Source organism: Pseudonocardia sp. NPDC046786 (assembly GCF_040645415.1).
Taxonomy (GTDB): Bacteria; Actinomycetota; Actinomycetes; order Mycobacteriales; family Pseudonocardiaceae; genus Pseudonocardia; species Pseudonocardia kongjuensis.
Window position 1 is genome coordinate 111,208 of record NZ_JBEYYF010000017.1, and the last position, 20,794, is coordinate 132,001.

Here is a 20,794-nt window from a genome sequence, read left to right on the forward strand (position 1 = left end):
GAGACTCCAGTTCACACACGCTCGTCACGGCCGCGGACCCGGGCGTGGTTACCGGATTCCGCGGCGAGGAGGGTACTCGATCTGTGGTGTCGACCGATCCCGAAGCGGTGCTGCTCGCCTGCGTGCCGCAGCGCCGCCGTCGTCCGTTCTACGGTATCCGGCCCGCCGGGCGCCGGGAACGGGTACCGGCGTCACTCGCCTCCGATCCGGCGGTGCGCTCGGTCACCGTCGGCCCGCGGCCCGGCAAGGAGGCGGTCGATCCGCTGCTCGCCGAGCACCCCGGCGCCCGGCTGATCGTGCACGGCGAGGACGCCGACCTGGCCGCGGTGCTCGTCCGGCTGCTACGGGCCGGTGCGCTGGGCACCGAGGTGGCGTACCTGCCGGTGTCCGGCCGGTCGGCGGCGGCGGCCGGCTGGGGGTTCCCGGTCCGGCCGGCCGCCGCGGCCGCGCTCGCCCGGACCGGGACCGCCCGGCCGGAGCCGCTGGTGCGCGACGACAACGGCGGGGTGCTGGCCGGCCGCGGCGAGATCCGCGACCTGTACGGCGAGGCGTACTGCGACGCCACCCGGGTGTTCCACGGCCGGGTCCCGGCGCTCGTCGTCGAGGCCGGGCCGGGCGGGGTGCGGGTCCGCGGCGGGCGCGGGGTGACGGCGACGACCGGGCGGGCGATCCAGATCGGCTCCACCGGCTCCACCCCGGTCCGCGACGGCGAGCCGTACCCGCGGCCGGTCCAGCGCTGGGCCTGGTACCAGCACACCGAGCCGTGGCACCCGGTGCTGCCGGCGGCCTGAGGGTCAGGCGGCGGCGGGCAGTGTCTCGCCGGGACGCCGATGGTAGGAGTCGACGTAGGTCTGGCCGGACAGGTCGGCGATCGCGTCCATGATCTCGTCGGTGACCGCGCGGCGGATCGCCGGCGCGCCCTCCAGCCCCTCGTAGCGGCTGAACTCCAGCGGTGCGCCGAACCGGATCTCCACCCGGGCCAGCCGCGGGAACAGCCTGCCGACCGGCTGCACCCGCTCGGTGCCGCGCAGCCCCACCGGGACGACGACGGCGCCGGTCGACAGCGCGAGGCTGGCCACCCCGGTGTGCCCGCGGTGCAGCCGGCCGTCGAGCGAGCGGGTGCCCTCCGGGTAGATCCCGAAGACGCCGCCCGCCGCCAGCACCTCGCGACCGGCGGCGAGTGCGGCGAGCCCGGCGCGGGCGTTGCCCCGGTCGACCGGGATGTAGCCGAGTGCGCGCAGGAACGACGCCATCAGGCGGCCGCGCAGCCCGCGCCCGGTGAAGTACTCGGCCTTGCCGAGGAAGGCCACCCGGCGGGCGGCGACCAGCGGGATGAAGGCGGTGTCGACGGCGGCCCGGTGGTTGGCGGCGAGGATCACCGGACCGTGTGCCGGGATCCGGTCGGCGCCGTGCACCGCGGGGCGCCACAGCAGACGGACGAGGGGCGCGAGGACGTAGCGGATGAGCAACTGCACGTGGTGGACCCCGATCACTGTGCGACGCTCGCGGTGCGGCATCGGTGCGGTCGACGGCGGCGGCCACACCACACCGTGCAGGGGGACGAGTCGTCCCGGCGCCGAGCAGCGCCGATTCTGCTCCGTGACCGTACCGTGACGGAACCCCCACTCCCCCGATCAGCCCAAGTCGTCCCCCGGCAGCCGGTCACGGAGGGCGCCCAGCGCCTCGGACCGGCTCATCCCGGTCGCCTGCAGCAGGTCGACCGCGATCGACCGCACCTGGGCGACGAGCACCGGCACCGAGACGGCCGCCGTCCCGTCCGCCGGTCCGGTGCCGGCCTGCCGGTCGGACAACACCGGGGAGTGCCCGACGGCGTCGAGGAACGCCGGCCGGGCCCGCTCCCGGTCGCCGTCCTGGCCTAGCTCGCGGATCAGCGCGCCGACCGCCCCGGCCAGCTCGGTGACCGCGTCGGGCAGCTCGGCCGGGATCCGCTCGCCGTCCTCCAGCGCGGTCAGGGTGCGGCGGGCGAGCACCCGCGCGTTGCGGTGCGCGTAGTCGGCCCGGTCGGCCAGCTCCCGGTAGCGGCGCAGCATCCGGCGGCGTGGCCGGTGCAGCGGCGACACGATGGCGACCTCACCGGCACCCCCGACAGCGGCGCGCAGCTCGTCGATCCCGGCCTGGGTGTCGCGGGCCCGGTGCAGCGCCCGGACCGCGCACTCCCGGTCGTGCTCGCGCATCGCGGACGCGGTGTCGGTGAGCACCGTGACCAGGTCGTCGAGCACCCGGCGGGCGGACCGGCGGACCAGCCGGATCGGGTTCACCGGAATGACGGCGGCGATCAGGATCCCGGCCAGGCCGCCGATCAGCGCGTCCACGCAGCGGTCGATGCCGCTGCTGTCGCCCGGTGGCAGCAGCGTCGTCACCAGCACCGCGGACGCGCCGGCCTGGGCGACGATCAGGTTGCCGCCGTCGAAGAAGGTGGCGAGGGTGATCGCCAGCGCGACGACCAGCATCAGCTGCCAGACCCCGCTGCCGATCTCGGCGATGATCAGGTCACCGACCAGCACGCCCAGGCTCACGCCGACCACCAGCTCGGCGGCCCGGCGCAGGCGCGAGTTCAGCGAGACGCCGAGGCTGATCACCGCGGCGATCGGCGCGAAGAACGGCCGGTCGTGCCCGACCAGGTCGCCGGCCACCCACAGCGCGAGCCCGGCGGCGAACGCGCACTGCAGGATCGGCAGCCAGGACGCCCGCACCCGGCGCGCACCGAGCCGCCCGCGGGCCCGCACCCGGGCCAGCGCGTCAGGCGGCACCGGCCCGCTCAGTCGATGCCGAGCGCGGCGAGTGCAGCCGGGTCGGAGTCGGCGATCAGCGTGCGCAGCCGCTCGACCTCGCCGGTCTCGTCGATCGCGGTCGCGGCGCGCAGCAGCGCCCCGCAGGCGCGCAGGTAGCCGCGGTTCGGCTCGTGCGCCCACGGCACCGGGCCGAAGCCCTTCCAGCCGTTGCGGCGCAGCTGGTCGAGGGCGCGGTGGTAGCCGGTGCGGGCGTAGGCGTAGGCGGCGACGGTCTCGCCGGTGTCCAGCGCCCGCTCGGCCAGCACCGCCCAGGCGATGCTCGACGACGGGCTGGCGGCGGCCACGTCCGCCGGATCGGCACCGCCGTCCAGCTCGGCGGCGGCCGGGTCGACCGGCAGGCGCGTGGCCTCGGGCTCGAGCAGGTTGCCGTGCAGACTCATGCCGCCATTGTGGCGCCGCGCGGCCCGCGGGTGGTCATCGGGGCCGGGGCCCCGACGACCGTCCCCGCAACGTCAGAGGGCCTTGCCCGCGGACTTGAGCGCCTCGCACGCCTCGATCACGCGCTCGCTCATCGCGACCTCGGCCTTCTTCAGGTACGACCGCGGGTCGTAGGCCTTCTTGTTGCCGACCTCGCCGTCGATCTTGAGGACGCCGTCGTAGTTCTCGAACATGTGCGCCACGATCGGGCGAGTGAAGGCGTACTGGGTGTCGGTGTCGACGTTCATCTTGACGACGCCGTAGGTCAGCGACTCGTGGATCTCCTCCAGCAGCGAGCCGGACCCGCCGTGGAAGACGAGATCGAACGGCTTGTCCGCGGCGCCGGAGCCCAGCTTGCCGCGGGCGACCTCCTGGCCCTGCTTGAGAATCTCCGGGCGGAGCTTCACGTTGCCCGGCTTGTAGACGCCGTGCACGTTGCCGAAGGTCGCGGCGAGCAGGTAGCGGCCCTTCTCACCGGCGCCGAGCACCTCGACGGTGCGCTCGTAGTCGCCGGGGGCGGTGTAGAGCTTGTCGTTGATGTCGTGGGCGACACCGTCCTCCTCGCCGCCGACGACGCCGATCTCGACCTCGAGGATGATCTTCGCCTTGACCGCCTCGTCGAGCAGCTCGGCGGCGATCTTGAGATTCTCCTCCAGCTCGACCGCGGAGCCGTCCCACATGTGCGACTGGAAGAGCGGGTTCTCGCCCTTGGCGACCCGCTCCTGGCTGATCTTCAGCAGCGGCCGGACGAAGCCGTCGAGCTTGTCCTTGGGGCAGTGGTCGGTGTGCAGGGCGATGTTCACCGGGTACTTGTCGGCGACGACGTGTGCGAACTCGGCGAGGCCGACCGAGCCGGTGACCATGTCCTTGACCCGGGTCCCGGACAGGAACTCCGCGCCACCGGTCGAGACCTGGACGATGCCGTCCGAACCCGCCTCGGCGAACCCGCGCAGCGCCGCGTTCAGGGTCTCCGTGCTGGTCACGTTGATCGCCGGGTAGGCGAACTCGCCGTTCTTGGCGTTGTCCAGCATCTCGTTGTAGATCTCGGGCGTGGCGATCGGCACGGACGGCCTCCTCGTCATCGGCGGTCGCTGCTCGGCGCAGCGCGTGCTCTCCGGGTCAGTATCACGTACCCGCCCCGCGGGGGCAGTCATCCGCCGGATGGGTCTGGTCACCCCCTCCGGATGCACGGAGGGACAAGCGCGCGAAAGGCGTCGGAGGTGGTCGCTAGGCTGTTGAGTGTGGAGGAGGAGCGGGCCGAGAACGCCGTCGACCGGACGCTGGGCCGGTTGCGCGCCATCGACAGCAGACCGGCGCCCGAGGGCGGCGGTCCGTTCGCGACCGCTCCGGACGGTCCCGGCGGCTCGGGCGGGCAGCCGCAGGCGCCTGCCGAGGAGAAGCCGCTCACCCTGGCCGATCTCTACCGCGACCACCGGCTGCGGCTGATGCGGCTGGCGATGCTGCTGGTCGACATCCCGGCCACCGCGGAGGACGTGGTGCAGGAGGCGTTCACCGGTCTGCACCGGCACTGGACCGGGCTGCGCGACGAGACGGCCGCGGTGGCCTACCTGCGTGCCGCGGTGGTGAACGGCTCCCGGTCGGTGCTGCGCCGGCGGCGCACCGCGCGCGAGTACGTCCCGCCGCACTCGGCGAACGCCCGCTCGGCGGAGTCGCTGGCGATGCTGTCCGCCGAGCACCAGTCGGTGGTCGACGCGCTGGGCCTGCTCCCGCCGCGGCAGCGCGAGGTGCTGGTGCTGCGCTACTACGGCGGTCTGACCGAGTCCGAGATCGCCGAGGCCGCCGGGATGAGCCGGGGCACGGTGAAGTCGACCGCCAGCCGTGCGCTGGACGCGGTCGCCCGCATCATGGAGGAGCGCGCCGGTGCACCCGTGCCGCGCCGTCCGGAGGAGCCGCGATGACCGGTCCGAACACGGCGCACGACCCGTACCGCGACGAGGCCGAGCGCCGGGTCGGCGAGGCGCTGCACGCGCAGGCCCGCGGGCGTCCGATGCCGCCGCCACCCCGGCCGGCCGGCCCGCCGCCGGTGCCGGCCCGCCCGCCGGGCCGGATGCCGCCGCCCGCCGCGCCCCGCCCGGCGCCGCCGCAGCAGCGCAGGCCGGCGGCCGTCCCGGTCGCGCCGCCGCCGTCGTCGGACAGCCGGGCGGTCACCGTCCAGATCCTGTGGGCCGCGCTGATCGCGCTCCTGGTGGGTGCGCTGCTGGGCGGCGGGATCGCACTGGTGTCGGTGCTGCTACCGGGGGCGCTGCCCGCACTCGGCTGAGCCCGCGATCCGGTTCCCGACCAGGCGTCCGGTTCGTCCTCCGGCTGGTGACGGCGCCGTACGGGCGGCACCGGCCCGCCGGTACCGTTGCGTGACGTGACGGTTCTCGCCGCGACCCAGACGCTGGCACTCGGCCCCTCCTGGCTCGACCCGGCGGTGATCATCGAGTCCCTCGGCCCGTGGGCACTGGCCGGGCTCGCCGCGATCGTGTTCGCCGAGTGCGGCCTGCTGCTCGGCTTCTTCCTGCCCGGCGACTCGCTGCTGTTCACCGCCGGGCTGTTCGTCGCCCAGGGCGCGATCGGCGTCCCGCTGTGGCTGGTCTGCGCGGTGCTCGTCGCCGCGGCGGTGGCCGGGAACGCGGTCGGCTACGGCATCGGCCTGCGCGCCGGCCCCGCCGTCTTCGACCGGCCGCGCTCACGACTGTTCAACCCGAAGCACGTGACGAGGACGCACGAGTTCTTCGAGCGGTTCGGCAACCGGGCGATCGTGCTCGGGCGGTTCGTGCCGATCGTGCGGACGTTCATCACGGTCAGCGCCGGGGTCGCCCGGATGGACGCGCGGCGCTATCTCACCTACTCGCTGGTCGGCGGCGTCGCCTGGGCCGCCGGGGTGACGGTGCTCGGCTACTTCCTCGGGCAGTTCACGGTCGTGCGGGAGCGGATCGACCTGATCCTGGTGGCGATCGTGCTGATCTCCGTCGTGCCGATCGTGTTCGAGGTGCTGCGGGCCAGGGCGTCGGCGCGGCGCGGCGCGGGGGTCGCCGGGGCGGCGACCGTCGCTGCTGCCGGCACCGACGTCGATCCGGCGGCCGTCACCACCCGGATGCCGGCCGTGCGCCACCCGGGCGCCGAGGCCCCGGGGCCGGACGCCGCGGCTCCTCCGGTGCCGGACGCGGCGCCTCAGGCCCCGCCGCACACCTCCGGAGAGCAGATGTACCGGCCGGGGACGACCCCGCCGTCGATGCCTCCGCGGCCCCCGCGGCCCCCGCTGGCCTGAACCGGCCGCCACCCGAATCGCACCCCTTGGCCTCGCACTCCCAGCGTGGCCTCGCAGCTCCAGCCGGCCTCTCGCACCCCCAGCGTGGCCTCGCTCCCGCTGGAACAGGTGCGACGCGTTGCACGGGGTGCCGCGACCGCTCCGCCACCGGGCCGGAGCCAGGGCAGGAGCCGGGGCCGGGCCGCGAGGCGCCGGGATCGGGTTGCCGGGCGCCTGGCCGTCGGCATCGGGTCACGGGTGCGCGGGGCGGGATCACAGCTCCTGGCATGCCGATCGCCCGCGTCGGCGACATGGGCCGGCTCACCCGGTACCGAAGGCGCACCCCACCCCTGCCGCGCACCCCCTGCACACGGTGCGGGAACCCACCAGGGTGCGACGTCCCACGATCGGGGTGCGACTGCCCCGCCGGGAGTGCGACCACCCACCGACCACGCCGGCTCGCACCCCGATATCGATCCCGCACCGTCTCCACACGGTGCGACGACCCGCCAGGGGTGCGAGGCGCCCACCAGGGGTGCGGGCGACCAGGCGCGCGTGGCGACCATCGAGCGACCACGAGGCGGCCTCGGGCCGTCACCAGGCGCGGGACAGGTCGGCGTGCCGCCGCACCCAGGCGTGCATGACGATGCCCGCGGCGACCCCGGCGTTGATCGACCGGGTCGAGCCGAACTGGGCGATGGAGACGGCGAGATCGGCGGCGTCCCGGATCTCCGGCGACAGCCCGGGCCCCTCGGCCCCGAACAGCAGCACGCAGTCGCGGGGCAGCTCGGTCTCCTCCAGCCGGGCCGCGCCGGGCAGGTTGTCCACCGCGACCAGTGCGAGCCCGCGGGCCCGGGCGAAGCCGACCAGGCCGGCGGCGTCGGGATGGTGGTGCACCGACAGGTAGCGGTCGGTGACCATCGCGCCGCGCCGGTTCCAGCGCCGTCGTCCGACGATGTGCACCCCACCGGCGCCGAACGCGTTGGCCGTGCGCACGACGGTGCCGATGTTGTGGTCGTGGCCGAGATTCTCGATCGCGACGTGGAACGGATGGGCCCGGGCGGCCAGGTCCTCGGCGACGGCCTCGCGCCGCCAGTACCGGTAGGCGTCGACGACGTTGCGCCGGTCGCCCTGCTCCAGCAGCTCCGGGTCCCACCGGTCGCCGTCCGGCCGGGGCCCTTCCCAGGGGCCGACGCCGACCTGCCCCGGCACCGACCACTCGCTCGGCCCGGGCTCGGTCGGGCTCACCCCAGCTGCAGGTCCGCCAGCCCCAGCAGCGCCCGGTACGGCACTCCCTCGGCCTCGACGGCCTGCCGCGCCCCGGTGTCCCGGTCGACGACGGTGCACACCCCGACGATGTCCGCCCCGGCCTCGCGCACCGACCGGACCGCGGTCAACACGGACCCGCCGGTGGTGGAGGTGTCCTCGACGACCAGCACCGGGCGCCCGACGATGGCCGGGCCCTCGATGAGCCGCTGCATGCCGTGCCGCTTGGTCTCCTTGCGCACGACGAACGCGTCCACCGGCTCGGCGCCGGGCTCCCGCGCGGCGGCGTGCAGCACCGCCGTCGCCACCGGGTCGGCGCCGAGGGTCAGCCCGCCGACCGACCGGTACGCCCAGTCCGCGGTCAGTTCCCGCAACAGCCTGCCGATCAGCGGGGACGCCTCGTGGTGCAGCGTGACCCGGCGCAGGTCGACGTAGTAGTCGGCCTCCGCCCCGGACGACAGCGTCACCTTCTCGTGCACGACGGCGATCTCCCGGACCAGCGCCGCCAGCCGGGCCCGGTCGCCGTGCGCGCTCATGTGCGGTCCCGGTCGAAGGTCGCCGTGATCCGCCGCAGCACGCCGCGGGGGAGCACCCCGACCAGTCCGACGATCGCCTTGTACTGCCTCGAGGGCACCGACACCACCCGTCCCCTGTCCAGGTCCGCGAGGGCCTCGTCCACGACCTGCGAGGCCTCCAGCCAGAGCGGGCCGCGCCGGGCGCCGACGTCGATCCCGGCCCGCTCGTGGAACTCCGTGCGAACGTAGCCGGGGCACAGCGCCATCGCGCGCACCCCGGTGCCCTGCAGCGAGGCCGCGACGCCCTCGGTGAAGGAGATGACCCACGCCTTGTCCGCCGGGTAGGTCGATCCGCGACCGGCGAGGAACCCGGCGACGCTCGCGACGTTGACCACGGCGCCCGCGCCGCGATCGACCATGCCGGGCAGCACCGCGCGGGTCAGCTCCAGCACGCTCGCCACGTTGACCTGGAGCTGGCGGGTCAGCTCGGCGGGCTCGTTCTCCAGGAACGGCGTACCGAGCGCGAGACCGGCGTTGTTGACGAGCAGGTCGACGGGGGCGACGTCCGGGTCGGCGAGCCTGCGGACCACCCGCAGCCGCTGTTCGGCGTCGGCCAGGTCGGCGGCCAGCACCTCGACCGCGACGCCGAGGTCGCGGTACCGGTTCGCGGCGGCCTGGAGCCGGTCGGCGTCGCGGGCCACGAGGACGAGGTCCCGGCCGTCCGCGGCGAGGCGGTCGGCGAAGGCGGCCCCGATACCCGACGACGCACCCGTGATCATGACGGAGGGCACCCGGCAACCCTAGTCCGTCGTCCCGGCACGCACGCGGTGCGACCTGGTTACCGACCGGTTGGTGTGACCCCGGCGACAATGACGCGGCGTAACGCCGTGAGACGGACCGCTCTCGCGTGCCCGACCGTTATGCAGCCTTTACCGTCGGGGGTATGACGTCCGAGGCGCCGCCGCTCCAGCGACCGGCCGATCCGTCCTCCCCGGACGCCGGCGCACTCCCGACCGGGCCCTCGCCGCGGCACTCGCGGGTCGCCGTCGTCGGCACCGGTTTCACCGGGCTGGCGGTCGGGCTGGCGCTGCTGCGCCGGGGCGTGCACGACTTCGTGCTGCTGGAGCGGGCCGACGACGTCGGCGGGGTGTGGCGGGACAACACCTACCCGGGCGTCGGCGTCGACACCCCGTCGCCGCTCTACCAGCTCCGCGCGATGACCAACCCGGACTGGTCGGACCTGTACGCGCCCGGTCACGAGGTGCAGGACTACGCGCGCCGGCTGGCCCGCTCCACCGGGCTGTCCCAGCACGTCCGGTTCGGCGCCGACGTGCACTCCGCACAGTGGGACGACGCCGAGGGCCACTGGCGGATCGACACCCCGCTCGGTCGGTACACCGCCGACGTCCTGGTCAGCGCGGCCGGGCTGGTCGCCGACCCGAAGCTGCCCGACGTGCCCGGCCTCCCCGAGTTCGACGGCCCGGTGTTCCACTCCGCCCGCTGGGACCACTCGGCCGATCTCACCGGCCGGCGGGTCGCCGTGGTGGGTACCGGCGCCACCGCCATCCAGCTGGTCCCCGAGCTGCAGCCGCAGGTCGCCGAGCTGCACGTGTTCCAGCGCTCCCCGGCGTGGATCATGCCGAAGCCGGAGAACCCGGTCGGCCGGTGGACCCGTCGCGCGCTGGCCGCCAGCCCCACCCTGACCAAGATGCAGTTCGACCTGATCTACGCGGGCGCGGAGCTGCTCGCGGCGACCCGGCGGTCCCGGACCCTGCGCGACGCGCTGACCCGGGTCGGCAGGCGGCACCTGGCCGCGCAGGTCCCGGATCCGGAGCTGCGCGCCCGGCTCACCCCGGACTTCGACTACGCCTGCAAGCGCCCGCTCGTCTCGAACACCTATCTGCCGGCGATGAGCGCGCCGAACTCCAGCCTGCACACCGGCGGGCTGGTCCGGGTCGACGGCCGCACCGTCGTCTCCGGTGACGGCAGTTCCGCCGAGGTGGACGCGATCGTCCTGACCACCGGCTTCCAGGTCGGCGCCACCGCGCCGATCGCGCACCGGCTGCACGACGCGCAGGGCCGCTCGCTGCACGACCACTGGGACGGCAACCCCCGGGCGTACCTGGGGATGACCTGCCCGGACTTCCCGAACCTGTTCCTCATGCAGGGTCCGAACGCGACCAGCGGGGCCAGCTCGACGCTGCTGTTCTCCGAGGCGCAGGCCCGCTACGTCGCCGACGCGGTCTGCCGGATGGCCGACGAGGGAATCCGGTCGATCGACGTCCGGCCGGAGATCGAGCGACGCTGGACCGAGCGCATCCGCAGGCGATCCGCCCGCACCGTCTACGAGACCGGTGGCTGCTCCAGCTACTACCAGAACGACGACGGCGTCAACGTCGTCATGTGGCCGGCCAACACCGCCGAGTACCAGCTGCGGACGCGGCGGTTCCGGCTCTCGCCGTTCCGCGCGCAGCGCGGCCGGACCGGTGCCGGGCGGCCGCTGGAGCCGCTGCGCCCGGTGCGGCTGGCCGCCACCGCCTGACCGCCGCCGGTCAGGGCCGCCAGGCGGCGACCTCCGCGAGCAGCGCGTCCCGGGTCGCGGCGTCCACGAACGACGCCTCCATCGAGTTCGCGGCCAGGGTCCGCAGCTGGTCGTCGGACAGGCCCAGGCCATCCCGGACGGCGGCGTAGTTCCGGTCGGCGTACCCGCCGAAGTACGCCGGGTCGTCGGAGTGCACCGACACCTTCAGCCCGGCGTCGAGCATCTCCGGCAGCGGGTGCAGCCCGATCCCGGGGACGCAGCCGAGGCGCACGTTCGACAGCGGGCAGACGGTCAGCGGGGTGCCGTCCCGGCGCAGCCGCGCGACCAGCTCGTCGTCCTCGATGGACCGGATGCCGTGGTCCACCCGCAGCACGCCGAGCTCGTCGAGCGCCTCCCGGACGTAGCCGGCCGGGCCCTCCTCGCCGGCGTGCGCCACCGGCTTGAGACCGAGGTCGCGGGCCCGGGCGAACACCTCGGTGAACTTCGACGGCGGGTGCCCGACCTCGGCCGAGTCCAGGCCGACGCCGACGATCCGGTCCAGGTGCGACTCGGCGGCGCGCAGCGTGTCCGCCGCCTCGGACGCCGGCCGGTCCCGCAGGAAGCACAGGATCAGCCCGGCCGACACGCTGCCGGCGTGCTCGTCGACGGCGTCGGTCAGCCCGCCGATGACGTCCCCGATCGGGATCCCCCTGGCGGTGTGCGCCTGCGGGTCGAAGAACATCTCGACGTGCCGGATCCCCTCGCCGGGGCAGCGCCGCAGGTACGCCGACGCCAGCTCGGCGAAGTCCGCGCGGGTGCGCAGCACCGCCATGTTGGCGTAGTACACGTCGAGGAACGACTGCAGGTCGGTGAACTCGTAGCGGGCCCGGAGGTCCTCGACGTCGCGGTAGGGCAGCGCGACGTCGTTGCGGTCGGCGAGCTCGAACACCGTCTCCGGCTCGAGCGTCCCCTCGATGTGCAGGTGCAGCTCCGCCTTCGGCAGCGGCGGGGTCCCCGTCGTCGTCATCCGGCGATCATCCCGGCCCGCCGGGGAACCCTGCCACCCCCGATCCGGAACCGGTTCAGCCGCCGGTGGCGGTGGCCGTGGTGTGCATCGAAGCGGTCCGCCGCCGCGCCCGGTCCCGGGCCGCCGCGGCCGCCCGGGCACGCTGCTCGGGGGTGCGCAGGGCGCCGCCGACGAAGTGCTCGGACCGCCCGCACCCGGCGGCCGCTCCGACGGCTGCTCCGACAACCCGGCCCGCGCCGGGCCGGGCCGGCAGGTCCGGCAGCCGGGACGGGGTGCGCAGCGGCAGCTGCGCGGCGGGCGCCCGGTCGCAGCCGGGTGCGACGACGGGGCGACGCGGACCGGCGGGCGGCGACGCGAGCAGCGCCGGAACCGCCGGGGCCTCCCCGGCCGGCGCGCCCACCCGGGCATCCCGGCCCGCCGGAGCGGCCGCCCCACCGGCGACCGGCATCAGCGGCTCCCGGGTGGCGTCGGAGACGATCTGGGCACCCCGGCGCGCCGCCCGCAGCCCGGCGTTCACCGCACGGCGGGGGAGCTCCAGCAGGGCCGCCGCCGGACGCGACGGCCCCGGGAGACCGATCGGGCGGTCGACGTCCAGGGCGGACTCGGCGGCCCGCTCGGTGCGCACGGTCACCGCCCGCACCCCGGTACCCTCCAGCGTCGCGGCCAGGCCGCCGGTGAAGGCCAGCGCCCAGGCGGTGGCCGGGTCCTCGTCCGGCGCCGGCGAGGCGCCGACCGCGATCACCGTGCCGGCGCCGCGGCGCAGCATTCCGGGCAGCGCGGCGTGGGTCAGCCGCATCGTCGCCGTGATGCCCAGGTCGATCCGGGCCTGCCGGGCCTCGGCCGTCCCGGGGTCGGCGCTGCCGGTGTCCGCCGGGACCGCACCGTGCAGCAGGTCGTGCACCAGGACGTCGAGCGCGGGCGCGCCGGGGCCGCCGAGCAGCGCCTCCAGCCGGAACAGCCCGTGCCGGGTCGCGAGATCCGCGACCAGGACGTCGGCCCGGACGCCGTAGCGGCCGGCGAGCGCCCGCGCGGTGACGTGCAGCCGGTCCGGATCCCGGCCGACGAGGATCAGATCGTGTGCGCGGGAGGCCAGCCGGTCGGCCAGTACCGCGCCGATCCCGGAGCCACCGCCGGTGATGAGTGCCAGAGCCACCCGAAAAGGGTATCGAGACCCGATCGGGCTAGCGCATTCGGGTGGTCACTTCGCGTATGCGTTGATCTACGCTACGTATATACGCCCTGATCAGGACTCGATCGCGGGACGCGTGGCGTGCATGCCCTCCTCGAGCGCCGTCGCCACCTCGGCGAGATCGGCGAGCAGGTCCTGCATGCGGTCCGCGGAGATGCCGACCGGCGCCGCGGCGAGCACCCAGGCGTCCTCCGCCCAGAGCAGCTCGACGTCCTCGCCGACCGCGTCGCTGGCGTCGGCCAGTCGCGGGGTGAGCAGCGGGCGGACCGCCTCGGCATCGCTCACGAAGGCGTACCGCTCGCCGACCGGCTCGAGCAGGTCCAGGCCGGCGTCGTCGGGGAGCGGTGCGGACGGCAGCCGCAGCTCGACCGCGGCGGGCAGCGAGTCCTGGACCTGGACCGCGCACAGCACCGAGCTGATCCGCCCGGCCTGCTCGTGGTCGAACGCGTGGGCCCGGCGCGGACCGTCCGGGGTGGGGACGTCGCCGGACACCAGGTTGCGGGCGACACCCGGCCCGCCCTGGTGGATGGTCCCGTAACGCCAACGGCTGGGCAGCACCGGATCGGAGTCCAGGTACTCCCACTCGCGCATCGACGCCCACCGCTTCCGGTCGCGCGTGGCGCCGCCACGGAACCGGTCGAAGAGCAGCAGCCCGACGCCGACGACGACCGCGACGACTGCGATGACGAACCAGACCGACATGCCGCGGAGCGTAGTCCCGATCCGGGTGCCGAGGTGGTAGCGCCACGGCCCGGACGTGCACCTTCCGGGTGCCGATGGCTCATCCGGACGCCGGACCGTTCCCCCCGTCGTCCCACCCGGAGCCGGTCGCCCGGGCCGCGGCCTCCTGCTTGCCGTACTCCAGTCCGGCGTCCTGGACGAGCCCGACGGCCTCGGCCGTCCGCGGCCCGCGCAGTGCCTCGGGGAGCAGGCCGGCGCGCATGGTGTCCTCCAGGCGTCCCAACGCCGCGCCGGACTGCTTGAGCATCCCGTCGAGCTGCCCGATCCTGCGGGTGATCGTCAGGCCGGTATCGGCGACCTGCCCGACGACCGCGCCGATCGCGAGCGGCAGCGCCGTCCCCGCGGTGGCGAGCGCCGCCGGCCCCGCCATGACCAACCAGGTGATCAGCCGGACCACGAGGTCGGCGATCAGGTCGCGGACGATCGCCCGCTCGGTGCCGACCAACGACGCGGAGCCGAGCACCAGCTCCGCCACGTCCCGGGCGGCCGTGGACATCGTCCGCAGCGCCTCCTGGTGCTCGGTCAGCGTCCGGCCGAACCCGGCCCCGGCCGCGCCCTCCCAGCCGGCCGCGGTACCGCGCACCCCGTCCAGCGAGGCGGCCGCGGTACCGAGATCGGCGGAGATCCGCTGCCAGTCCTCGGCCCGGGCGGTGATCTGCACCGGGTCGCCGCACAGCTGGTCGAGCGGGACCCGCAGGATCTCGAGGTGCTCCATCGCCCACCCGACCCCGGCCCTGCCCAGCTCACCGATCGGGTCCGCGACGTAGGCCAGCGTGTCGAGACCGGCCACCACCCCGGTGACCGCGACACCGCCGGCGTCCTGCTCCCGGATGGCGGTGCCGACGTCGTGCAGCGACGAGAGCACTCCGGCCCCGTCCAGCGGGAGCTCGCTCATCGCGGTTCCGCCACGTCGATCCCGGCGAGCTCCCGGGCGGCCCGTAGGTCGGTCTCGCGGTAGCCGGCCGCGGCCTCCCGGGCGGCCGCGGACAGCTCGCGCAGTGCGCTGCCCAGCTCGTCCAGTGCCTGGGCCCCGGCGCGCATCGCCGCGGTCGCGTCGGCGGCGAAGAAGCTGCCGATCGCGCCGTAGACGTCGGTGTCCAGCTCGGTGAGCGAGGGCCGCAGCGCCGTCACCCCGGCCGCGAGATCGCGGAGCCGGGCGGCCTGCGCGCCGAGGGACTCCGGATCGACCCGGAACCCGGCCCCCGGGGCCGTCACCGCCCGGGCCCGGAGATCAGCGGTTCCATGATCTTCTCGACCTGCCCGGCCACGTCGGCGGCGGCCTCGGCGGCGAGCCGCAGCACCGTCTCGGCGAGCCGGGCCCGGGGCATCTCCTCGGCCCGGACGCCGAGGACCAGTCCGGTCAGGTGACCGGACTGGTCCACGGTGACGACGACCGCACCGTCACGGGTCCGTGCGGTCGCCGTGACCGTCGCGATCCGGGCCCGGGCGCTCTCGGCCCGGGCCCGGATCTCCTCGACGCGCTCGCGGTACTCGTCGAGCCAGGTTCCCGCCGGTGGGACGGCGGAAGGATGTGGACGCTCCATGCGCCGGGACGATGCCGGTCATCGTCCCGGCGCACGGCCGAGTCCGCGGATCAGTTCGCGATCGCGACCGGATCCGAGCCGGCGAGCGCCCGCCCGACGACCAGGCCGCCGGTCCCGCCGGACGCCGCCGGATCGAGATCGACCCGCACCGTGTCGCCCTCCCGGATCGTCCCGGCGAGCAGCTCGCGGGCCAGCTGGTCCCCGATCGAGGACTGCACCAGCCTGCGCAGCGGGCGCGCCCCGTAGACCGGGTCGAACCCGTTGAGCGCCAGCCACTCGCGGGCGGCGTCGGTGACCTCGAGGATCAGCCTGCGCTTGGCGAGCCTGCGCCCGAGCACGCCGACCTGGATGTCGACGATGTGGGTGAGCTCGTCGGTGGACAGCGCGTGGAAGACCACGACGTCGTCGAGCCGGTTCAGGAACTCGGGCTTGAAGTGCGTCCGGACGACGGCCATGACGGCGTCCTCCCTGGCCTTCTCGTCGAGCGCCTGGTCGGCGATCGCCTGGCTGCCGAGGTTGGAGGTCAGCACCAGGATGGTGTTGCGGAAGTCCACGGTGCGGCCCTGGCCGTCGGTCAGCCGGCCGTCGTCGAGCACCTGCAGGAGCGTGTCGAAGACGTCCGGGTGTGCCTTCTCCACCTCGTCCAGCAGCACCACGGTGTACGGCCGCCGCCGGACCGCCTCGGTGAGCTGGCCGCCCTGGTCGTAGCCGACGTAGCCGGGCGGGGCGCCCACCAGGCGGGCGACGCTGTGCTTCTCGGAGTACTCGCTCATGTCGATCCGGACCATCGCCCGCTCGTCGTCGAACAGGAACTCGGCGAGCGCCTTGGCCAGCTCGGTCTTGCCGACGCCGGTCGGCCCGAGGAACAGGAACGACCCGGTCGGCCGGTTCTCGTCGGAGATGCCGGCGCGGGCCCGGCGGACGGCGTCGGAGACGACCCGGACGGCCTCGGCCTGCCCGATCACCCGGCGGCCCAGCTCGTCCTCCATCCGGAGCAGCTTGGCGGTCTCGCCCTCCAGCATCCGGCCGGCCGGGACGCCGGTCCAGGAGCTGACGACGTCGGCGACGTCGTCCGGGCCGACCTCCTCCTTGAGCATCACGTCCTCGTGGGTGTCGATGACCGCGGTCTTCTCGGCCAGCTCCTTCTCCAGCGCCGGGATGCGCCCGTAGCGCAGCTCGGCGGCCCGGCCCAGGTCGCCGTCGCGCTCGGCCCGCTCGGACTCGCCGCGCAGCTGCTCGAGCTGCTCCTTGAGCTCGCGGGTCGACTCGATGGCGCCCTTCTCGTTCTGCCAGCGCGCGGTGAGCACGGAGAGCTCCTCGCGCTTCTCGGCGAGCTCGGCGCGCAGCGCGACGAGCCGATCCTTGGAGGCGGCGTCGGATTCCTGGGTCAGCGCCATCTCCTCTATCTCCAGCCTGCGCACCGCGCGTTCCACGGTGTCGATCTCCACCGGACGCGAGTCGATCTCCATCCGGAGCCGGGACGCGGCCTCGTCGACCAGGTCGATCGCCTTGTCCGGGAGGAACCGGGCGGTGATGTAGCGGTCGGAGAGGGTGGCGGCGGCGACCAGCGCGGCGTCGGTGATCCGGACGCCGTGGTGCACCTCGTAGCGCTCCTTCAGGCCGCGCAGGATGCCGACCGTGTCCTCGACGCTCGGCTCGCCGACCAGCACCTGCTGGAAGCGGCGCTCCAGGGCCGGGTCCTTCTCGATGTGCTGGCGGTACTCGTCGAGCGTGGTGGCGCCGACCATCCGCAGCTCGCCGCGGGCGAGCATCGGCTTGATCATGTTCCCGGCGTCCATCGCGCCCTCGCCGGACGCCCCGGCACCGACGATCGTGTGCAGCTCGTCGATGAAGGTGATGATCTCGCCGGCCGAGTCGGTGATCTCCTTGAGGACGGCCTTGAGCCGCTCCTCGAACTCGCCGCGGTACTTCGCGCCGGCCACCATCGACCCGAGGTCGAGCGTGATGACCCGCTTGTTGCGCAGCGACTCGGGCACGTCCCCGGCGACGATCCGCTGGGCCAGTCCCTCGACGATCGCGGTCTTGCCGACGCCCGGCTCACCGATCAGCACCGGGTTGTTCTTGGTGCGCCGGGACAGCACCTGCACGACCCGGCGGATCTCGGTGTCCCGGCCGATGACCGGGTCGAGCTCGCCCTCGCGGGCCCGGGCGGTCAGGTCCTGGCCGTACTTCTCCAGTGCCTGGTAGCTGCTCTCCGGGTCCGGGCTGCTCACCCGGGCCGAGCCGCGGACCTGGGCGAACGCCTCGCGCAGGGCGTCCGGCGTGGCGCCGTGACGCTGCAGCAGCTGGGCCACCGGCCCACCGGACCGGGCGAGCCCGACGAGCAGGTGCTCGGTGGAGACGTACTCGTCGCCCATCTCGGTCGCGAGCTGCTGGGCGGCGGTGATCGCGGCCAGCGCGTCGCGGGACAGCTGCGGCGCGCTCACCGAGGAGCCGGACGCCGACGGCAGCCGGTTCCCGAGCGCGGTCAGCTCGGCGCGGACGGCGTCCGCGTCGGCCCCGACGGCGGCCAGCAGCGGGGCGGCGATGCCGTCGCCCTGGGCCAGCAGCGCACCGAGCAGATGGGTCGGCCCGACATCGGGGTTGCCGGCCAGCGTCGCGGCCTGGACGGCTGCGGAGATGGCCTGCTGGGTACGGGTGGTGGGGTTGAAAGAGTCCATGCTCCGCGGTCCTCCCGGTCCTTCGCGTGGGGTTCGTGGTCGTGGGGAGCGACACCCGGCCCGCCTGCGTCACAGTCTGCCGGGGGATGCGCCTCTCGACACCTTCAACGGCAGGAAAGTTGAGTCTGTTCCACTCAGGGAAAGGTTTTCGGGGCCGGGTGATGCGGCGATCACGTTCGCGTACCCACGGTGGGCGTCGGACCCCGCGCACGGCGTGGCACCCCCGGTGCGGCGTCGCACGCCCGGTTCGGCGTCGCCCCCTCCGGATTCCGCCTCGCACCTCTCCCGCGTCGTCGCACCGGCTCCAGGCGGTGCGGGGACCGACAGCGGGTGCGACACGGACCGACCACACCGAGCCCCGGCGGACCAACCCGGTGTCGCACCGCGGGCGCCTCGCCGCACCGGACGGCGCCGCACCGCACCGGGTCAGCGGGAGTGCGGCCGCCCACGCAGCACGCGGGCCGATCCCGCACCGAGGTGCGTGGTGCTGGGGAACCGCCGCCGGGACGGGCGCGGCGACCGCTGCGGGGTCCCCTTGGCACCGAAGAAGTCGCCACCCTTGCGGCCCGGGTCGTCGGTGCCCCACTCCCGCCGCCGGGTGACCCGCTCCATCCGCGGGATGTGCTTGCGGCAGTGGATGTAGGCCTCCTCGACCTCCACCACCACCCAGCGTTCGGCGCGGCGGCCGGCGGCCCGGTCGCGGACCTGCCCCGGGAAGGTCACGCGGAAGGCGTCGTCGTCCATCACCCGGGCCCGGCCGTTCACGTGCAGGCCGATCAGCGAGTCGGTGAAGTCGACCATGAGCAGGCCGATGTGCGGGTTCTCGACGAGATTGCCGAGGCTCGCATACACACCGTTACCGCGGTACTCGGGATAGGCGAGGGTGTGGTCGTCGAGCACCCGGACGAATCCGGGCGGTCCGGCGCGCAGCGAGCTGTCGCACTCGCCGTGCGCGTCGGCGGTCGCGACGAAGGTCATCTCCATCCGCCCGATGAACTCGATCATCCGGGGGAGCAGCCGGTCGCGGAGCTGGTCGTCGTAGAACCGGTCGGCCCGCGCGACGCTGCCGAGCTCGCCCTGGAGGGCGTGCTCCCCGCTGGAGCCCGGCCGGTGAACAGCGTGTTCGGTGGTCTCCACGTCGTTCGTGGGGTGCTCCGGGACGGTCACGGGACGATCACGACCGGGGAGCACCGGGGCGGGCGTTCGCAGCGGCACGGTTACCACCGTGCCATCCGGCAGGCCCAGGACCAAACGATCGCCGGGGCATCCGGGCGCCACGCCACGTCGGCATTCCGGCACACGGGCGCTATCCTGACCACGGCGCCACCCACGCCATGACGAGTGACCACCGTCCCCGAACGGATGATTCGTGACCGTGTGTACTTGCCCACTGCCTCACAGTGAGCTAAATGCGTCGCGACGTTCCGCCGGACGGAGGCGCTCGCGTACCCTAACCGGCGGTACGCGGACATCGATGTCCGGTGTCACCGCGGCACGGAGCACGACCGAGGAGAGTGTCCGCCAGGCATGACTGCTGACCAGCTGATCGCCGGCGACGTCGCCCCGCAGCGACGCCCCGCCTCGGAGGCGGACCGGACAGTCGAGCTCATCCGGACCAGCTTCGCCCTCGTCGAGCCGCAGGCCGAGGAGCTCGGCAAGCACTTCTACGCGACCCTGTTCGGCCGGGCGCCGGAGACCCGCGACCTGTTCCCGGTGAACATGGAGGTGCAGCGCAGCCGGCTGCTGCGCGCCCTCGTGCACGTCGTCCAGATGGTGGACCAGCCGGACGACCTGGTGCCGTTCCTGCAGCAGCTCGGCCGCGACCACCGCAAGTTCGGCGTGCTCTCCCAGCACTACGACGCGGTCGGCGAGGCGCTGCTGTCCGCGATCGCCACCTACGCCGGCGAGCACTGGACGCCGGAGATCGAGAAGGCCTGGACCGGCGCCTACGGGATCGTCGCCGACGCCATGCAGCAGGCCGCCGCCGCCGAGCGCGGGCCGGCGTCCTGGCTGGGCCGGGTCGTCGACCACCGCCGGATCGGCTGGGACCTGGCCGTCGTCACCGTCGCCACCGACCAGCCGGTGCCCTACCAGGCCGGGCAGTATCTGTCGGTCGAGACCCCGCACCGGCCGCGGCTGTGGCGCTACCTCTCGCCCGCGAACTCGCCGCGCCCGGACGGGACGATCGAGTTCCACGTGCGCGCGGTGGAGAACGGCTGGGTCAGCCGGGCCATCGTCGCGCACAGCCGGGTCGGCGAGACCTGGCGGATCGGCCCGCCGATGGGCCGGATGGCCGTCCCGTACAACAGCGAGCGCGAGCTGCTGATGGTCGCCGGGGGCACCGGGATCGCCCCGATGAAGGCGCTGCTCGACGAGGTGCGGCAGCGGCCGCGGCCGCCGCGCACCCAGGTCTTCGTCGGCGGGCGCACCTGGGAGGACCTCTACGACTTCACCGCGCTGCGCAAGCTGTCCTACAACTTCCCGTGGCTGGACGTCATCCCGGTCGTCGAGCACGAGGACGAGCCGTCGGGGGCCGAGACCGGCACCCTGGCCGACGTCGTGACCCGGTTCGGCGCGTGGAGCGACCACGACGTGCTGGTCTGCGGCTCGCCGGCGATGATCCGGTCCACCGTCTCCCGGATGCTGGTCGCCGGGACGCCGCTGGACCGGATCACCTACGACCCGTTCACGATGGACTGAGCCGGGACCGCCGGCCCCGGAGCGCTAGATGTGATGCCCAGGCACGTTGGTCGAGATCGTGTGACGACACGGTCTGATCTGTAGACGGGCGAAGGCCTCCCGGGTGTGGAGTGGAGCTGTCTAG

Annotated in this window: 21 protein-coding genes; 6 read left to right on the forward strand and 15 right to left on the reverse strand. The window is 74.4% G+C overall.

Features of this window, described 5'->3' with window-relative positions:
- The first annotated feature begins 86 nt into the window (after nt 1-86).
- Nucleotides 87-791, forward strand: coding sequence for a hypothetical protein (locus ABZ881_RS20850; protein ID WP_358486822.1), 705 nt, complete (start codon nt 87-89; stop codon nt 789-791).
- Between the two features lie 3 nt (nt 792-794).
- On the opposite strand, the gene ABZ881_RS20855 is transcribed toward ABZ881_RS20850, so the two are convergent.
- The 4 genes from ABZ881_RS20855 to fbaA form a co-directional block, all read right to left on the reverse strand.
- Nucleotides 795-1,475 (reverse strand): lysophospholipid acyltransferase family protein, encoded by a 681-nt coding sequence (locus tag ABZ881_RS20855; RefSeq protein ID WP_344021726.1) that lies wholly within the window; start codon nt 1,473-1,475, stop codon nt 795-797.
- Between the two features lie 159 nt (nt 1,476-1,634).
- A complete protein-coding gene (locus tag ABZ881_RS20860) occupies nt 1,635-2,771 on the reverse strand; it encodes an FUSC family protein (protein ID WP_358486825.1) in 1,137 nt (378 codons plus the stop codon).
- Nucleotides 2,772-2,779: 8 nt separating this feature from the next.
- Entirely contained in the window at nt 2,780-3,193 is a 414-nt protein-coding gene (locus ABZ881_RS20865) for a DUF3151 domain-containing protein (RefSeq protein WP_358486827.1), read from the reverse strand.
- Between the two features lie 72 nt (nt 3,194-3,265).
- Complete coding sequence (gene fbaA / locus ABZ881_RS20870; RefSeq protein WP_344021733.1) at nt 3,266-4,294, reverse strand: class II fructose-bisphosphate aldolase; 1,029 nt, start codon at nt 4,292-4,294, stop codon at nt 3,266-3,268.
- Between the two features lie 177 nt (nt 4,295-4,471).
- Between fbaA and ABZ881_RS20875 the strand changes: the two genes are divergently transcribed.
- The 3 genes from ABZ881_RS20875 (at nt 4,472) to ABZ881_RS20885 (ending at nt 6,507) form a co-directional block, all read left to right on the forward strand.
- On the forward strand, nt 4,472-5,149 hold the full coding sequence (locus ABZ881_RS20875) for a sigma-70 family RNA polymerase sigma factor (RefSeq protein ID WP_344021735.1): 678 nt from the start codon (nt 4,472-4,474) through the stop codon (nt 5,147-5,149).
- On the forward strand, nt 5,146-5,511 hold the full coding sequence (locus ABZ881_RS20880) for a hypothetical protein (RefSeq protein ID WP_358486830.1): 366 nt from the start codon (nt 5,146-5,148) through the stop codon (nt 5,509-5,511). The genes ABZ881_RS20875 and ABZ881_RS20880 overlap by 4 nt, the downstream gene beginning before the upstream one ends.
- Nucleotides 5,512-5,607: 96 nt before the next feature.
- On the forward strand, nt 5,608-6,507 hold the full coding sequence (locus tag ABZ881_RS20885; protein WP_358486832.1) for a VTT domain-containing protein: 900 nt from the start codon (nt 5,608-5,610) through the stop codon (nt 6,505-6,507).
- 573 nt (nt 6,508-7,080) lie between these two features.
- Here the strand turns inward: ABZ881_RS20885 and ABZ881_RS20890 are convergent.
- The 3 genes from ABZ881_RS20890 to ABZ881_RS20900 are packed head-to-tail and all read right to left on the reverse strand — an operon-like array spanning nt 7,081 to nt 9,058.
- Complete coding sequence (locus ABZ881_RS20890) at nt 7,081-7,734, reverse strand: RNA methyltransferase (protein WP_358486836.1); 654 nt, start codon at nt 7,732-7,734, stop codon at nt 7,081-7,083.
- Nucleotides 7,731-8,288, reverse strand: coding sequence for an orotate phosphoribosyltransferase (pyrE, locus tag ABZ881_RS20895; RefSeq protein WP_358486842.1), 558 nt, complete (start codon nt 8,286-8,288; stop codon nt 7,731-7,733). The genes ABZ881_RS20890 and pyrE overlap by 4 nt, the downstream gene beginning before the upstream one ends.
- Complete coding sequence (locus ABZ881_RS20900) at nt 8,285-9,058, reverse strand: SDR family oxidoreductase (protein WP_358486844.1); 774 nt, start codon at nt 9,056-9,058, stop codon at nt 8,285-8,287. Before ABZ881_RS20900 ends, pyrE begins: the two co-directional genes overlap by 4 nt.
- 152 nt (nt 9,059-9,210) lie before the next feature.
- Between ABZ881_RS20900 and ABZ881_RS20905 the strand changes: the two genes are divergently transcribed.
- The gene (locus ABZ881_RS20905; protein WP_358486846.1) at nt 9,211-10,809 is read left to right on the forward strand and encodes an NAD(P)/FAD-dependent oxidoreductase; all 1,599 of its coding nucleotides are present in this window, start codon (nt 9,211-9,213) and stop codon (nt 10,807-10,809) included.
- Nucleotides 10,810-10,819: 10 nt separating this feature from the next.
- Here the strand turns inward: ABZ881_RS20905 and ABZ881_RS20910 are convergent, their stop codons facing one another.
- The 8 genes from ABZ881_RS20910 to ABZ881_RS20945 form a co-directional block, all read right to left on the reverse strand.
- Nucleotides 10,820-11,815 carry an adenosine deaminase gene (locus ABZ881_RS20910; protein ID WP_358486848.1) on the reverse strand — a complete coding sequence of 332 codons (996 nt, stop codon included), beginning with the start codon at nt 11,813-11,815 and terminating at the stop codon, nt 10,820-10,822.
- A gap of 55 nt (nt 11,816-11,870) precedes the next feature.
- Nucleotides 11,871-12,968, reverse strand: coding sequence for an SDR family NAD(P)-dependent oxidoreductase (locus ABZ881_RS20915; protein WP_358486850.1), 1,098 nt, complete (start codon nt 12,966-12,968; stop codon nt 11,871-11,873).
- A 90-nt stretch (nt 12,969-13,058) separates the two neighbouring features.
- Nucleotides 13,059-13,706: a hypothetical protein gene (locus ABZ881_RS20920; RefSeq protein ID WP_358486853.1), complete on the reverse strand. Its 648-nt coding sequence runs from the start codon at nt 13,704-13,706 to the stop codon at nt 13,059-13,061.
- Between the two features lie 79 nt (nt 13,707-13,785).
- Complete coding sequence (locus tag ABZ881_RS20925; RefSeq protein WP_358486854.1) at nt 13,786-14,640, reverse strand: hypothetical protein; 855 nt, start codon at nt 14,638-14,640, stop codon at nt 13,786-13,788.
- Nucleotides 14,637-14,960 carry a type VII secretion target gene (locus tag ABZ881_RS20930; protein WP_358486856.1) on the reverse strand — a complete coding sequence of 108 codons (324 nt, stop codon included), beginning with the start codon at nt 14,958-14,960 and terminating at the stop codon, nt 14,637-14,639. The genes ABZ881_RS20925 and ABZ881_RS20930 overlap by 4 nt, the downstream gene beginning before the upstream one ends.
- Complete coding sequence (locus tag ABZ881_RS20935) at nt 14,957-15,289, reverse strand: YbaB/EbfC family nucleoid-associated protein (protein WP_358486857.1); 333 nt, start codon at nt 15,287-15,289, stop codon at nt 14,957-14,959. Before ABZ881_RS20935 ends, ABZ881_RS20930 begins: the two co-directional genes overlap by 4 nt.
- A 50-nt stretch (nt 15,290-15,339) precedes the next feature.
- A complete protein-coding gene (clpB, locus tag ABZ881_RS20940; protein ID WP_358486858.1) occupies nt 15,340-17,970 on the reverse strand; it encodes an ATP-dependent chaperone ClpB in 2,631 nt (876 codons plus the stop codon).
- A gap of 426 nt (nt 17,971-18,396) precedes the next feature.
- Nucleotides 18,397-19,137: a pyridoxamine 5'-phosphate oxidase family protein gene (locus tag ABZ881_RS20945; RefSeq protein WP_358486861.1), complete on the reverse strand. Its 741-nt coding sequence runs from the start codon at nt 19,135-19,137 to the stop codon at nt 18,397-18,399.
- Nucleotides 19,138-19,497: 360 nt separating this feature from the next.
- On the opposite strand from ABZ881_RS20945, the gene ABZ881_RS20950 reads away from it, so the two are divergent.
- Nucleotides 19,498-20,670: a globin domain-containing protein gene (locus ABZ881_RS20950; protein WP_358486862.1), complete on the forward strand. Its 1,173-nt coding sequence runs from the start codon at nt 19,498-19,500 to the stop codon at nt 20,668-20,670.
- Nucleotides 20,671-20,794: the final 124 nt, after the last annotated feature.

Coding starts and splice junctions, on each gene's coding strand:
- ABZ881_RS20905 (WP_358486846.1), top strand. CDS start 9,211: ATGACGTCCGAGGCGCCGCCGCTCCAGCGACCGGCCGATCCGTCCTCC.
- ABZ881_RS20920 (WP_358486853.1), bottom strand. CDS start 13,706: ATGTCGGTCTGGTTCGTCATCGCAGTCGTCGCGGTCGTCGTCGGCGTC.
- ABZ881_RS20925 (WP_358486854.1), bottom strand. CDS start 14,640: ATGAGCGAGCTCCCGCTGGACGGGGCCGGAGTGCTCTCGTCGCTGCAC.
- ABZ881_RS20950 (WP_358486862.1), top strand. CDS start 19,498: ATGACTGCTGACCAGCTGATCGCCGGCGACGTCGCCCCGCAGCGACGC.
- ABZ881_RS20935 (WP_358486857.1), bottom strand. CDS start 15,289: ATGGAGCGTCCACATCCTTCCGCCGTCCCACCGGCGGGAACCTGGCTC.
- pyrE (WP_358486842.1), bottom strand. CDS start 8,288: ATGAGCGCGCACGGCGACCGGGCCCGGCTGGCGGCGCTGGTCCGGGAG.
- ABZ881_RS20880 (WP_358486830.1), top strand. CDS start 5,146: ATGACCGGTCCGAACACGGCGCACGACCCGTACCGCGACGAGGCCGAG.
- ABZ881_RS20910 (WP_358486848.1), bottom strand. CDS start 11,815: ATGACGACGACGGGGACCCCGCCGCTGCCGAAGGCGGAGCTGCACCTG.
- clpB (WP_358486858.1), bottom strand. CDS start 17,970: ATGGACTCTTTCAACCCCACCACCCGTACCCAGCAGGCCATCTCCGCA.
- ABZ881_RS20865 (WP_358486827.1), bottom strand. CDS start 3,193: ATGAGTCTGCACGGCAACCTGCTCGAGCCCGAGGCCACGCGCCTGCCG.